Here is a 14,174-nt window from a genome sequence, read left to right as displayed (position 1 = left end):
GTATTCCTGTCATTCTGTCGACGTGAAAAACCCTTACCGACGCACACCGGACGCCCGGGCGCGCTCCAATACCACTTGGGCATGATTGATAATCGGGCCGTCAATCATTTTGCCGTTCAGTGAAATCACGCCCAGCCCGTTGCGTTCGCCTTCTTGCGCCGCCAGAATGACGCGCTCGGCGTAATCCACCGCTTCCTGGGTCGGCGCGTAGGCGTTATGCAGCAGCTCAATCTGGCGCGGGTTGATCAATGATTTGCCGTTAAAGCCCATTTTGCGCACCAGATCGACCTCACGCAGGAAACCGTCATCGTCGTTGATATCCGAATACACCACGTCAAAGGCGTCAATGCCGGCGGCGCGGGCGGCATGCAGCACCGCACAGCGGGCATAAAACAGCTCGGTGCCGTCGCCGCGCTCGGTTTGCATATCCATCACATAATCGAACGCCGCCAGCGCAATGCCGATAAGCCTGGGGGAACAGCGGGCGATAGCCACCGCGTTAATCACCCCGATGGCGGATTCGATGGCCGCCATGGTGCGGGTGGAACCAACCTCCCGTCCGCATTCGCGCTCGATACGCTCGATATGGGTTTCCAGTTCATGGATATCGTCCGGACTGTCGGTTTTCGGCAGCCGCACCACATCGGCCCCGGCACGCACCACCGCCTCAAGATCCTTAAGGCCAAAGGGCGTGTTGAGCGGGTTGATGCGCACCACGGTTTCGATATCCCGGTACATCGGGTGCTGCAGGGCATGGAATACCAGAATGCGCGCGCTGTCCTTCTCGCGCAGGGAAACCGCGTCCTCCAGGTCGAACATGATGGAATCGGGACGATAGATAAAGGCGGTGGACAACATGGCGGCGTTGGCACCGGGGATAAACAGCATGCTGCGGCGAAGCTTTTTCATGACAAATGCTCCCATTGGATGCCGTCGGCGCCGGCGGCGCGTAATACCGCCGTCTGCACGCGGGCGCGGATCACGCAGTCCAGCGCCCCTTTATCGTCAATAATGATCAGCCCTTCGCTGATGCCCATCGCGTCCAGCGTCTCGTCGATCACCCGGCGGATTTGCGCGCCGAACTGCTTTATCACCTCGCTGTTGACCACCACGTTTAACTCGCCGCCGTTGGGCGCCACCTTGACCAGCAGGTCGCTGGATTCGAAGGTGCCCGCCAGGGCCTCTTGTATGATTTTCATAATGCATTCCTGATTAATAAATGGCTGACATAACGGTGACGGGCCGGATTACGCGCCTGTTGCGCATATCCCGGCTCGCTCCGGCGCCTCGCGCCGGCAAAGGTAGGCGAAGGTACTCGGCGGCACGATGTCGCGCACGCGCGACATTTGCCGTTGCACAAGCAACGCCCGCACCTCCGAGGCGGAGATCGCGTGACCAACGGCATGGCATTTGCGCGCGATCTCCACCACCCGCAGCGGCTTCTGCCCGGAACGGCTCGGGTCTTCGAGCCACTCGCGCATATCGCGGTTATATTGATGGGTCACCGGGCAATAGGGCTCGGTGCCGACATACCGGTGGGTAATACCCAGCGGCGGCGCGATAAAATTGCGGAAAATCAGTAAATCAATGGCGCTGTAGGTCTTGCTCACCAGGCCGGCGTCACGTAGAAAATAGCCGGGAAAGGTCGCGCGCGAGATCAGGTAATCCGACCCGTCATGCACCAGGACGTTGGCCAGATGGGCCACGCCCTGGCGTACCATTTCCAGGCGCGCGGCATACGGAAACAGCGACAGGTCCTCGCGCACCACAAAAATATGCACCCAGTCGCAGGCGGCGGCGGCCTGTTCCGCCAAATAGCGGTGGCCAAGGGTGAAGGGGTTGGCGTTCATCACCACCGCACCGATGGACGTTCCCGGCCGGTAATATTGCTCAAGCGAACGGCTGTAGCGCCTGATGCCCACCGGGGTATTTTCCATCAGCACCGCCACCTGGCCCATCTGCGCAATCGGGTAAAACCCACAACCGCGAAACACGGCGATATTCGCCGGTCGGGTGTAGAGAAACAGATGGAAATGGCCTTGCTGCGCCGCCAGTTGCTCCACCTCGCCCACCAGCCGGGCGCTAAGATTTTCGCCCCGGTAATCGGCCGCCACCGCGACGCATTTGATCACGTTGTCCGCCATACCGGCGCATCCCACCAACCGTCCGCCGCTGCGCGCCACCACGAACCTGGCGATATCCGCGTCCATGCCCAGGAGGCTGGCCTCAAGCAACGCGCGCACGTCCGCCAGGTTATCGCGCGCGGGGGTGACGGTGAGCACGGAAAAATCCAGCGGATCCCGATCGTACATAGGGTTTTCCTATCCAAATGTTAAACGGCCGGCACCGACGCCGGACCCGGGCGTCGGCTAGGCGACGCTATGTGATGCGGCGACCGCCAGGGGCGGAGCCGCGTCGATAATCATATTGCGCAAATGACCGATGTTTTCGATTTCCACCTCGATGCAGTCGCCGGCCTGCATAAACAGCGGCGGCGTGCGCTTTTTACCGACCCCGCCCGGTGAGCCGGTGATAATCACGTCCCCGGCGTTCAGTCGGGTAAAGGTACTGATGTATTCGATCAGCTCGGCGACGCTATGGATCATGCTGCGGGTATTGTCGTCCTGCACCATCAGACCGTTAAGCCAGGTGCGAATGCTAAGCGCGTGGGGGTCGGGAATTTCGTCGGTGGTGGTCAGGTACGGCCCGAACGCGCCGGTCTGCCGCCAGTTTTTGCCGGCGGTATACCAGGTGTGCTGCCAGTCGCGTGCGGAACCGTCCATATAACAGCTGTACCCGGCGACATGGGATAAGGCGCGATCGGCGGGGATATCCTCGCCGCCCCGGCCGATAATCACCGCCAGTTCGCCCTCGTAATCGAACTCCGCCGAATGGCTAGGCTTCACGACCGGGGTAGCGTGACCGGTTTGTGAATCGGCGAAACGGACAAACAGCGTGGGCGCCGGATTTATTTCATTGAACTCCCGGCGTTTAGCGGCATAGTTCATGCCGACGCATAAAATTTTGCCCGGATGTTCGATAACCGGTAAAAACGTCACTCCATCGGCGGCAAAATCCGCCGGCTGCCCGGCCAGTTCGCGCGCCAGGCCCAGCGCGTCGCCGGCCAGTAATGCCTTCAGATCCGGATAGCGCTGCCCGAGGCGGCGCCCCAGGTCAACAATGCCTTTAGGTGTCGCGATGCCGTAGCTTTTGACATCCTGGTAAAGATAACTTGCGAGTTTCATAAACATTCCTGCGTCAACGGCCATCACCGGCACGGGCCTCGACCCGCGCAGGTAACGGGTCAGAGAATAAAATTGCCCAATACCATCAAGGCGACCGAAACGTTGATGGCGCCGCCGATCCGGGTGGCAATCTGGGCAAACGGCATCAGCGCCATGCGGTTACCGGCGGTGAGGATGGCCACATCGCCGGTTCCGCCCTGTCCGCTCTGGCAACAGGAAACGATGGCCACGTCGATGGGATACATGCCGATTTTTTTACCCACCAGGAAACCCGTGGCGACCAGCGTGCCGACGGTGCTGACGATGACCAGCAGATTGTTCAGGGTGAAGGCATTGACCAGCTCTTGCCAAGGGGTAATGGCCACGCCTACGGCAAACAGGATCGGATAGGTCACCGAGGTCTGGAAAAATTTATACACCACCTGCGAACCTTCCAGCATGCGCGGGGATACGCCGTGGGCCAGTTTGATAAGCACCGCGATAAACAACATCCCCACCGGCGCCGGCAGGCCGATAAGCTTGTATCCCAGCATGCCCACCATATACAGCAGCACGGCCAGCAGCGCGCCGGCGGCAATGGTGGTGACGTCGGTCTTGCCGCTGGCGGCCTGGAGCGGTTCCTCGTCGGATCCCTCCTGCACGCCGGGTTTGGCCGGCATCAGGTTGCCTTCGCCGGTAAGGTGAGGGTAACGCTTGCCCAGACGGTTAAGACAGCCGGCAATAACGATAGCCGTCAGGCCACCGAGCATCACGACCGGCAGAATGCGGCCCAACGCCACGCCCTGCTCCATGTGCAACAGCGCGGCGTAGCCGATGGACAGCGGTATGGCCCCTTCGCCGACGCCGCCGGCCATGATGGGCAGGATCAGGAAAAAGAAAATCTGAAACGGCGGCATGCCCAGCATCAGTCCCACACCCATGCCGACCAGCATGCCGGCCACTTCGCCGCACAGCATCGGGAAAAAAATGCGCAGGAAACCCTGGATCAGCGTGCGCCGGTTCATGCTCATAATGCTGCCGACGATAATGCAGCAGATGTAAAGATAAAGAATATTGGTGCTCTTAAAGAACGTGGTGGTGGAGGCCACCACCACATCGGGTAGTAAACCGTAATGCACCAGCGCCGAGGGAATAAAGGTGGCGCAGATAGCGGCCGCCCCCATTTTGCCGATAATCGGCAGCCGCTTGCCGAATTCACCGCAGGCAAAGCCAAAAAAAGCCAGCGTGGCGACCATCACCACGATATCGCTGGGTAATTTGCCGCCCAGGCAATCAATCCCGATCAGCGCCCCGGCTAATAAGAAAAGCGGCAAGGGTATAATGCCCACTTTCCAGTTGTCGAGAATATGCCACCATTTTTCCTTTACGGAAATACGTTTTGTGTTTGCTGTGTTCTCGACAACAATATAGGAATCATCTGTCGTGCTCATCATCTGCCCCTTTGTCAATGTGTGCAGGAATAATAAAGACCAGACAACATGATTTATGTGATTGCATTCAAATTAAAACCGCTATTTTAAAGGCATTTAAGTTTTTAATGGTTTTTATTATTTCACGCGCCTTCGACGGATTCAATTTGCGACCAGGAAGTTTTAAAGGTTTCTATGACGTTAATGGTTTTTATTATTTTACTGAAGAAAAACCGTTATTCTCACTCTGTGATGGATTTTTAATTTTCTATGGTTTTTATGGTTTTTATTCTCCAAAGGGTAATATGTTAACGGAAGGTGATGGAAATGTATTTTATTTTTTCGGCAATATTAGCCCGCGGTCTTTGGGCGCAAGGCAATTCACCGGCCAGGTTGTGTTAGTGATCACACTTTATCGCCCGCGGCCTTACAGGGCGTACCATTCATGATAGGCTTGATAATCAAGCATTCATTCCCCCTATGGCCGGTGTATATCATGCACGCGAGAATCTCATTTCACATAAAGCTTTTTATAAGCCTTATCGTATTCTTCTCGCTGCTGTTAACCCTGATTGGCCTTTATTATTATTACGATCTGGATAAGCAGCTGTATACGGAAATCGGCGCGCGCGCCCAGGTGCAGGCAAGGGAAATCGCCATGATCCCCTCGCTGATAGACGCTGTGAAAATCAAGGATATAACCGCCATCGCCACCTTGATGGATTCATTAGCCCAACGCAGCGATGCCAGTTATATCGTCATCGGTGACCAGCAGGGAATGCATTTGTACCATTCGCGTTATCCGGAGCAGGTCGGCAAGTCGATGATCGGCGGGGATAATAGCGAAGTACTGGCGGGTAAAAATATCATCTCCATCCGTAAAGGCGGATTAGGCATATCCCTGCGCAGTAAATCCCCTATTTTTGACAAGCAGAATAATATTATAGGCATTGTGTCCATTGGCTATTTGAAAACACATATTGACAACCTCAGCGCCGGCAAATTATTTAATATTCTGATGGTAGCCCTACTGCTGTTGCTGGCGCTTTTTATATTTTCATGGTGGTTTTCAAACACCATGAAAAAACAAATGTTTCACCTGGAGCCGCGGGAAATTGGTCTATTAGTCCGTCAGCAAAAAGCCCTGTTGGAATCAATTTTCGAGGGAGTGATTGCCATTGATAAAGAATACCGCATCGCAGAGATTAACCGGGCGGCAAAATTATTATTATCGCTGTCCGTCTCCTCGCGCGAGCTGCGCGGCTGCCCGCTGTCCGCGTTGTTCAAACCTATCGCCTTCCTCGATGAACAGACCATGCTGGCCGGCGATACCCATGACGAAATATGCCTGTTCAACGACGTCACGGTTATTGCCAGCCGGGTACGAATCATGCTGGAAGATAAATTACAGGGATGGGTCATCAGTTTTCGCGATCAAAGGGATATCGACAGCCTGAATATCCAGTTAAGCCAGGTGAAACGCTATGCGGACAATCTGCGCATCCTGCGCCATGAACAACTGAACTGGACCGCCACGCTTGCCGGCCTGCTGCATATGAAACGCTACGACGAAGCGATTCATTATATTGAAGCGCAATCGGAAAGCGCCCAGGAAATTCTCGATTTTGTCTCCGCGCGCTTTTGCTCCCCCACGCTGTGCGGCCTGTTGCTGGGGAAATACGCCAGCGCTCGGGAAAAAGGCGTGCAGTTACTGTTCGACCCGGCCTGTCATTTAACTCATATCCCTCCCCGGCTGCGCGACACCGAGCTGATGTCGGTGGTCGGCAATATTCTCGATAACGCCATCGAGGCGACCCTGCGACGCGAGGGTGAGCATTATCCCATCGAAGTCTATATCGCCGGCGGCGACCGGGAGCTGGTTATCGAAATCGCCGATCAGGGCATCGGCATCGCAGCGGATAACGTCGAACGGATCTTTACCTTTGGCGTCACCTCCAAGCAGCAAGGCGATCATGGACTGGGCCTGCATCTGGTTTCCAGCTATGTTCTACACGCCGGCGGCGCGATAGAAGTTTCCGCGAACCAACCCTACGGGACGGTCTTTTCCGTATTTATCCCTGTAACCGGCCTTGCGACCACGAAGGGCCCCATCACCCCGGATGAACCTTATTATGCAACCTGAAATTTTTGACGTGCTTATTGTTGAAGATGAAAGCTCGCTGGCGCAGCTGCACGCCGACTTTATCGATAACCACGAAAAGCTTCGGCTGGTAGGCGTCGCCGGTACCTTGAAAGAGGCGCGCGAACAGCTGTTGCAAAAACGTCCGCGACTGGTGCTGCTGGACAATTTTTTACCCGACGGACAGGGTATCTCGTTAATTGACAGCGAGCTGCTGCGCGGGCTTGAATGCTCGGTGATTTTCATCACCGCCGCCAGCGACATGAACACCTGTAGCCAGGCCATCCGCTGCGGCGCGTTCGATTATATTCTAAAGCCGGTATCCTGGAAGCGCCTGCGCCACTCCCTGGAGCGTTTTATCCAATTTGCCCTGACCCAGCGGGCGTTTAAGGTGGTGGATCAGCAAAATGTCGATATTCTGTATCAACTTCAATCCAAAACCTTCAGCCAGGAAGCCGGCAGCAAAGGGATTGAAGAAAATACCCTCGGTCTGGTCAAGCAGATATTCGGCGCCGATGATGACGTCCAGCACTCGGTTGATGATATCGTCGGCTGTACCGGGTTGAGCAAAACCACCGCCCGCCGCTATCTGGAGTATTGCGTTGAAAGCGGGTTCCTGGTGGTGGAAATGCGCTATGGCAATATCGGTCATCCCCGGCGTTTGTATCGTCGCGCGCCATCCTCTGTCTGAACGCTTAAAAAAGCCGGCTGCCTGGACGGGCAGCCGGCTTTTATTACGCGCTCACAGGCCGGTAAGCGTAATCCCATGGCCCGCTATGCCCGTCAACACTGAACATACCACACCCGGTGTTACCAACGCCGGCAACAGGCTTACAGCAGTTCCGTCTGCGCCTCCACCACCGCCAGCGCCACCATATTGACGATACGCCGCACCGAGGCCACCGGCGTCAGGATATGCACCGGTTTAGCCACGCCCATCAGCACCGGCCCGACGGTCACGCCTTCGGACGATGATACGCGCAGCAGGTTATAGCTGATGCGCGCGGCTTCCATATTGGGCATGATAAGGATATTGGCCGCGCCCTTGAGCGGGCTGTCCGGCATCAGCTCGCGGCGAATGCTTTCCACCAACGCCGCGTCGCCGTGCATTTCCCCGTCTATTTCCAGGTCGGGCGCCATCTGATTGACCAATTGCAAGGTCTTGCGCATCTTGCGCGCCGCCGGGCAATCCGAACTGCCGAAACTCGAGTGCGACAGCAGCGCCACCTTGGGTTCAATGCCAAAGCGTCGCACCGTCTCGGCGGCCATCAGGGTAATTTCCGCCAACTGCTCCGGCGACGGGTCGTCGTTGACATAGGTATCGGCGATAAAGGTATTGCCGCTGGGCAGCAGCAACGCGTTCATCGCGCCGGCCACATGCACCCCCTCGCGATAGCCGAATACCGATTCCACCACTTTGAAATGCTCCTGGTAACTGCCGACGGTGCCGCAAATCATGGCGTCGGCCTCGCCGCGGCGCACCATAATGGCGGCGATCAGCGACGGACTGCCGATAAGCGTCCGCTGGGCCTGCTCCGGCGAGACTCCCTGGCGCTTCATGATCTGATAGTATTCGCCCCAGTACGCCTTAAAGCGCGGATCGGACTCATTGTTCACCACGTCAAAATCTTTACCGGCAATTATTTGCAGGCCAAGCTTTTGCAGGCGCATATCGATAACGCTCGGACGGCCCACCAGGATCGGTCGGGCCAATTTCAGGGTAACCATTTCCTGGGTGGCGCGCAGCACGCGTTCCTCTTCTCCTTCCGCCAGCACTACCCGTTTCAGCTGTTTGCGCGCCTGGGCGAAAATCGGCCGCATAAACAAATTGGTTTTATAGACAAATTCGGTCAGTTTTTCGGTATAGGCGTCAAAATCCTTGATAGGCCGGGTGGCCACGCCGGAGTCCATCGCCGCGCGCGCCACCGCCGGGGCAATCTTGACAATCAGCCGGGGATCAAAGGGTTTGGGAATAATATACTCCGGCCCAAACGACACATCCTGATCGCCATAGGCGGAGGCGACCACGTCGCTTTGCTCGGCCAGCGCCAGATCGGCGATGGCGCGCACGCAGGCCAGCTTCATTTCTTCATTAATGGTGGTGGCGCCCACGTCCAGCGCGCCACGGAAGATAAACGGAAAGCACAGGACATTATTGACCTGGTTAGGATAATCAGAGCGACCGGTACAGATAATCGCATCGGGACGCACCGCTTTCACCAGCGGCGGCAGGATTTCCGGCTCGGGATTGGCCAGCGCCAGGATAAGCGGCCGCGGCCCCATGGTTTTTACCATGTCCTGGCTCAGTACGCCGGGGCCGGAACAGCCAAGGAAAATATCGGCGCCGGGGATGGCGTCCGCCAGGCTGCGCATGCCGTTATCCTCAATGGCGTAGGCGGCCTTGGTTTCCGCCATGTTCTCTTCACGGCCCTTGAAGATTACGCCGCGCGAATCGCACACGATGATATTATGGCGCTGCAATCCCAACGCCACCAGCAGGTTGAGGCAGGCGATGGAAGCGGCGCCGGCGCCGGAGACCACCAGCTTGACGTCGCTCATGTTTTTTTCCACCACCCGCAGGCCGTTTAATACCGCGGCGGTGCAAATTATGGCGGTACCGTGCTGATCGTCATGGAATACCGGGATGTTCATGCGCTCGCGCAGTTTTTTCTCGATATAAAAACACTCCGGCGCCTTGATATCCTCCAGGTTGATGCCGCCGAAGGTCGGTTCCAGGGCGGCAATCACCTCGATGAGCTTATCAGGGTCCAGCTCGTCCACTTCGATATCAAACACATCGATGCCGGAAAACTTCTTAAACAAAACGCCCTTGCCTTCCATCACCGGCTTGCCCGCCAGCGCGCCGATATTGCCCAACCCCAGCACGGCGGTACCGTTGGAAATCACCGCCACCAGATTGCCGCGCGCGGTATATTTATACGCGGCCAGCGGGTCCTTGGCGATTTCCAGGCAGGGCGCGGCAACGCCCGGAGAATAGGCCAGCGCCAAATCGTGCTGAGTGGCCAAAGGTTTGGTAGGGGAAACCTGGATTTTGCCCGGCTGCGGGAACTGATGAAAATCCAAAGCGCTTTGTTTTAGCTGTTCGTCCATTGTAGGATCCCTTGTGGCTTTATTAAGACTCGTAAAGGAATGTTGCGACGTTAAATCCTAACCAGTATAAAGCGAGCGCACAGTCAAACTATGAAGCAGGGCATAGTCTGCATAACATTATGGTACGGGCGTCACGTTCGGGAAATAAAACAGTTTTTCATTATATATTTCCTGGCGCGTCAGGTATTGCCGCCCCGGCGGGGGCTTCGCTTGCCAGGCGTTCGGTGGATTTGTTTTTGCCGGGCGCCGATAGGATCACGCCAGTTGCCGCGCCGTTTTAACGGGGCGAACTACTATGCCTATTCGTGTTTCGCCAATAGGGAATTCACTTATGCATACACCACCGCCGCTCACGGCGCCACGCATCACCGGTCATTATCAACCCCTTCTTTCCTCCGCTGAAACGTCAACAAAAAGGCCGCCACCCGCTACGCCGGCAATTTCACGCCATCTTGGTTTTGCCTCATCTTCATCTGTACGCGTCACCCTTAACCCGCCATCGGGGACCGATCGACCTGCCGGTCGCGGTTGGCCGTTCTGGCAAGCCTCCCTGCTTGGCGTTACCCTGCTGGGCGGCATGGCCGGTGTCACCCGCTTGCGCGCGGGAAACGCCGACCGCGACGCCATCACCGCCGCTGTGCAGCATAACGACCCGCCCCTCCATTTGCCGTTGCATGCGGCTAACGGCGGCGAATTCACTATGCCGCCGGCGAAAGAAACGATAACCATCGCGCCAGCGCCGGCATCCAGCGGGCTTGACCCTTATCGCGGCCATGTACCAACGCCTGGGGACGGGACGTTCGCCGCCGGATTAAATGAAAAAAACGGGGAGATCACCCGGTTTTTACAGAAAAATAATATTTTGCCCGATGACGGCCGATTTATTCCATTCAGTATGGAGGAGATAACCGCCGCGGTGGCCAAATACCTGGCTTCAACAGGGCGCAAAGGTAAAAGAAACATCGCCGAACTGATCCTTGCCGCCACGGATATCCATGGCGGTTATCAGCATGAAACTTTATCATCGGCGCAAGTAGACATCGCGGTCAGGCATTGGCTATTCGATAATATGCTCGGAACATCACCGGAAATAGCCTTGGCGATAAGGGTTTCCAACGACAGTTACCCTTTTATGTTTACCGTCGACAGCGTGGTGTATTTGCTTTCATCGGCGGGATTACAGGCGTCAGGTAAAGTAAATTTCAATACCTTGGCTGAACCGGACCAGGCGATGTTAAAGAGCCAATGGGACAGCGAGGTGCAAAAAGAAATCCCGCTGCTTGCCTATTATGGCAGGGACCCACAGGTGAAATGTTTATCCCTGGATGACGTTGACTTCGCGTCGCTGTTCTCCGGTTCATTATTTTTGTATGAGAACGGCATAAACCTGGGTGACATCCATTGGCGTGAGGTGGTGAAAACCGGCGGGCTATTATGGGATATCGCGCTGCGCGACGGCGTCACCGCGGATATGCTGAGATACTACTCGCTGCCCGCCCTGTTCTTCCAGGCCATTAACCATCCGGAAAAACTAAATGCCGAACAGGGGTCGCATCTTTTTCTCCTGCGGACAACGGCGCTGGACGATTACCTGGCGTACCGGGTACAGGTGCGAAAAGCGATCGAGGATCTCGGCATCAAGTTCAACCGCTATCAGGATGCGGTAAAACAATGGCTAACGCGTAGCCAGCTTGCCGACAGCATCATCGAACGTTGTCCCGGCGACACTGTTTTTCCCCTGACAAGCATTGTCAATCCGGCCATGACGAGAGAACAGAGAAAGAGTGAAGGCAAAAAACAGGCAAAAGAAGCCTATTTGAACAACGTGCTTATCCCTTGTAAAACGGCGCCGGAAAGCCTTGATGATGAGTATAAAAAACACGCCAATACCGTCGCGGACCGTTTTGCCGAGTTGGAAAAAATCCTGATCACCAGCGCGCTCGGCTCGGTAGAAAAAAAAGAGCGTGATTTTATTTTATCGGAACATGCCATTATCCACCGGCTAAGAATAATACCTTTTATCAAAGCTAATGGCATGATTCCCGCCCTGCGGGATAATGGCGCCGGCCACTATGATTTTGACAACATCAACGATGCGGACGTCTTTTCAGTAAACCTGAGCGGTGATAAGCGATATTACGCCCTGAAGGGGAAAGCCGGCCATGGCTATGACATTTTCCGGTTTGATCAATATCTTCCTCATGATGATAGCGCGCAATACAGTAACTTACATCCGCTGATCGCCTTTTTTGGCGGGCTACCTGGAAAGAGTCTAATCAAAAACGAGGATCAAAAAAACGACAGTTTAGTCATCTTTCTGACAAACAGCCACCGGGAGACTTTCTATAACGCCCTTTATCAATCGGGATATACGCCTTCCGACTTACAAAAAATATGGGCCGTGGCAAAACATCTGATCCCCCTCTATGACTGCATTGAAGGTGCGGTGAATCACGACGTTGCGCAGGCGGTCCCCGCCTGTTTGCTGGACGCGGTGGCGTTTTTAAGCGTGGCCGCGAAAATAACCGATCTCAGCCAGCGGTTTGGCGCCAGTATTCTCAAGGGATTGAGTAGAAGCCAGATTGTCTTTGCCGGCAATCCCCTGACCAAAAACACCGTGAAGGCGGCGGGCACTCAGCTTATCCATCACGTCAGCCTGCCATCCGGTAAAGAAATGACGTCTTTAATGACAGACGTCCTCAGGGCCGCCGATCCGGGCGTTCAGCTCATCTCGGCTATAAGCAGAAATTCCATCAGCAAAATGATTAAACATTTTGAACACTATAACAGTGGAAAGCAATTTGATAATATCATTGCTAAATTGAAATCCGCGGCACTGAAAAATAGAACGCGTTCACCTGCCCCGCTCGATGAAAACCTGAAGTTTGCGCGCGATGGAATACCCCCCGGCGCCAAGAAAATCGGCCCCCCCGCCAGAACGGATGGTATTGCCGGTGCCGCAACGGATACCGGGGGAAATCCAGGCCAAAAAATTCACCACGCCGAGGACGGAAACCGGCTATTGTCGCCGGTAAAAGACCCTATCTCTCAAACTATACCGGCTACCCTGGCCGGCCGGCGGCACGAACCGCAAAAAATCCAATATATGTTTAATCATCATCACGGGCGCGCGGCTCACGCGGCTCAGGCGATGGGCATCGCCGATTCGCCGGTTGACCTGGACAGCATACCGAAACGTTCAGAGTTCATAAAGCCGATGGATCATTATTATGCCATGTGGTATCCGAATAAATTCGACCATGGCAATGATATTGCCAATTCACTCAGGCAACATTATGCTTTGCCGACCGTTTATCAATTTCGCTATGGGGAAGATATTATAAAAATTCCCGCGGAATTTCATTTTCTTAGAAACCATATCTCGACATTTATTCAGGGAGTGGATAAAGCCAATGCGTATGCCGCTATTGTAAAGCATAAATTCGACAGGACGACGATGTTGTCCGATTCTGGTATTTTGCAATATCCGATAAATAATGAAATAAAAACGTACCTAGCCAATGTGTTGGGGACCAAAGATAAAAATATCCTTACGCAAGCCATGACCAGGCTTAAATATCGAACCGACCAGATTGTCAGGTATTTTGAAAAGTCAAAACATAGCATCATTTTCGCCACCGGCTCCACCCCGGCGCATCCTTACGTCTATCGCCGCGAATGCCCTATGGGATTTACCTACCCGGACGATGTGGATAATAGGGTAATCATTCTGGTGGACAATTTTTTAACCGCGCCGATCTTAAGCACGCACCCCCATCTCACCGTATTGCATGAGATTTCACACCATTCAGGTTCACTGGATTTCCTGATCTCCCCTTCCACCAGCCGATTGGGCGATGCCAGTGAGTTTTTGGAAAGTTTTAATGAAGCGCTCACTCGCCAAGGCGACGATATCGTTGCCATCAGTGACGACTTTGCCAGGGCCGTCAATTTTAATAGCGGCGGCGCGGTCCTGAGCAAGGAGGACATTGCTCAACTGTTTCTACGGGATCCGATGCTGAAAGCAAATGCCATCATGGACAATGCCGATTTTTTAGCCACATTTATATCTGATATAGCCAAGAAAAAGGCTTTTAATCATGACTATATAAACCCAAGAAATAAACGGTCGAAGGAGTCGACCCAAGAAGAAAAAATAGCTATGGCTCTATTTTCGTATATTTGCCAGAAGGCCATGACGAGCACCTATAACAGCGGGCCGGACGCTATTTGATCGCAGGCTATCCCATCCTGCCGGACGGGATAGCG

At 54.8% G+C, this 14,174-nt stretch carries 9 protein-coding genes; 3 read left to right on the top strand and 6 right to left on the bottom strand.

Annotation, left to right across the window (positions count from 1 at the left end):
• Positions 1–33: 33 nt before the first annotated feature.
• The 5 genes from citE to VGC33_RS20010 are packed head-to-tail and all read right to left on the bottom strand — an operon-like array spanning position 34 to position 4,675.
• Complete coding sequence (gene citE, locus VGC33_RS20030) at positions 34–909, bottom strand: citrate (pro-3S)-lyase subunit beta (RefSeq protein ID WP_331122530.1); 876 nt, start codon at positions 907–909, stop codon at positions 34–36.
• On the bottom strand, positions 906–1,199 hold the full coding sequence (gene citD / locus VGC33_RS20025; protein ID WP_331122529.1) for a citrate lyase acyl carrier protein: 294 nt from the start codon (positions 1,197–1,199) through the stop codon (positions 906–908). Before citD ends, citE begins: the two co-directional genes overlap by 4 nt.
• 48 nt (positions 1,200–1,247) lie before the next feature.
• On the bottom strand, positions 1,248–2,312 hold the full coding sequence (gene citC / locus VGC33_RS20020; RefSeq protein WP_331122528.1) for a [citrate (pro-3S)-lyase] ligase: 1,065 nt from the start codon (positions 2,310–2,312) through the stop codon (positions 1,248–1,250).
• A 57-nt stretch (positions 2,313–2,369) separates the two neighbouring features.
• Positions 2,370–3,245, bottom strand: a complete 876-nt coding sequence (locus tag VGC33_RS20015; protein WP_331122527.1) for a fumarylacetoacetate hydrolase family protein — start codon at positions 3,243–3,245, stop codon at positions 2,370–2,372.
• Between the two features lie 59 nt (positions 3,246–3,304).
• The gene (locus VGC33_RS20010; RefSeq protein ID WP_331122526.1) at positions 3,305–4,675 is read right to left on the bottom strand and encodes a 2-hydroxycarboxylate transporter family protein; all 1,371 of its coding nucleotides are present in this window, start codon (positions 4,673–4,675) and stop codon (positions 3,305–3,307) included.
• 475 nt (positions 4,676–5,150) lie between these two features.
• Here VGC33_RS20010 and VGC33_RS20005 point away from each other — a divergent pair, with 475 nt between their 5' ends.
• Positions 5,151–6,797, top strand: coding sequence for an ATP-binding protein (locus VGC33_RS20005; RefSeq protein WP_331122525.1), 1,647 nt, complete (start codon positions 5,151–5,153; stop codon positions 6,795–6,797).
• A complete protein-coding gene (locus VGC33_RS20000) occupies positions 6,784–7,485 on the top strand; it encodes a response regulator (RefSeq protein ID WP_331122551.1) in 702 nt (233 codons plus the stop codon). The genes VGC33_RS20005 and VGC33_RS20000 overlap by 14 nt, the downstream gene beginning before the upstream one ends.
• A gap of 140 nt (positions 7,486–7,625) precedes the next feature.
• Here the strand turns inward: VGC33_RS20000 and maeB are convergent, their stop codons facing one another.
• Complete coding sequence (gene maeB / locus VGC33_RS19995; RefSeq protein WP_331122524.1) at positions 7,626–9,905, bottom strand: NADP-dependent oxaloacetate-decarboxylating malate dehydrogenase; 2,280 nt, start codon at positions 9,903–9,905, stop codon at positions 7,626–7,628.
• Positions 9,906–10,236: 331 nt separating this feature from the next.
• Here maeB and VGC33_RS19990 point away from each other — a divergent pair, with 331 nt between their 5' ends.
• Complete coding sequence (locus VGC33_RS19990) at positions 10,237–14,139, top strand: hypothetical protein (protein ID WP_331122523.1); 3,903 nt, start codon at positions 10,237–10,239, stop codon at positions 14,137–14,139.
• Positions 14,140–14,174: the final 35 nt, after the last annotated feature.

The sequence above is a fragment of the Acerihabitans sp. genome (genome assembly GCF_036398755.1).
Classification (GTDB): domain Bacteria; phylum Pseudomonadota; class Gammaproteobacteria; order Enterobacterales; family Enterobacteriaceae; genus Acerihabitans.
This window is presented reverse-complemented; position numbering and strand designations above follow the sequence as displayed.

Bases quoted from the DNA above. Each gene is read 5' to 3' on its own strand.
- citD (WP_331122529.1), bottom strand. From the start codon at position 1,199: ATGAAAATCATACAAGAGGCCCTGGCGGGCACCTTCGAATCCAGCGAC.
- maeB (WP_331122524.1), bottom strand. From the start codon at position 9,905: ATGGACGAACAGCTAAAACAAAGCGCTTTGGATTTTCATCAGTTCCCG.
- VGC33_RS20015 (WP_331122527.1), bottom strand. From the start codon at position 3,245: ATGAAACTCGCAAGTTATCTTTACCAGGATGTCAAAAGCTACGGCATC.
- citE (WP_331122530.1), bottom strand. From the start codon at position 909: ATGAAAAAGCTTCGCCGCAGCATGCTGTTTATCCCCGGTGCCAACGCC.
- VGC33_RS19990 (WP_331122523.1), top strand. From the start codon at position 10,237: ATGCATACACCACCGCCGCTCACGGCGCCACGCATCACCGGTCATTAT.
- VGC33_RS20010 (WP_331122526.1), bottom strand. From the start codon at position 4,675: ATGAGCACGACAGATGATTCCTATATTGTTGTCGAGAACACAGCAAAC.
- citC (WP_331122528.1), bottom strand. From the start codon at position 2,312: ATGTACGATCGGGATCCGCTGGATTTTTCCGTGCTCACCGTCACCCCC.
- VGC33_RS20005 (WP_331122525.1), top strand. From the start codon at position 5,151: ATGCACGCGAGAATCTCATTTCACATAAAGCTTTTTATAAGCCTTATC.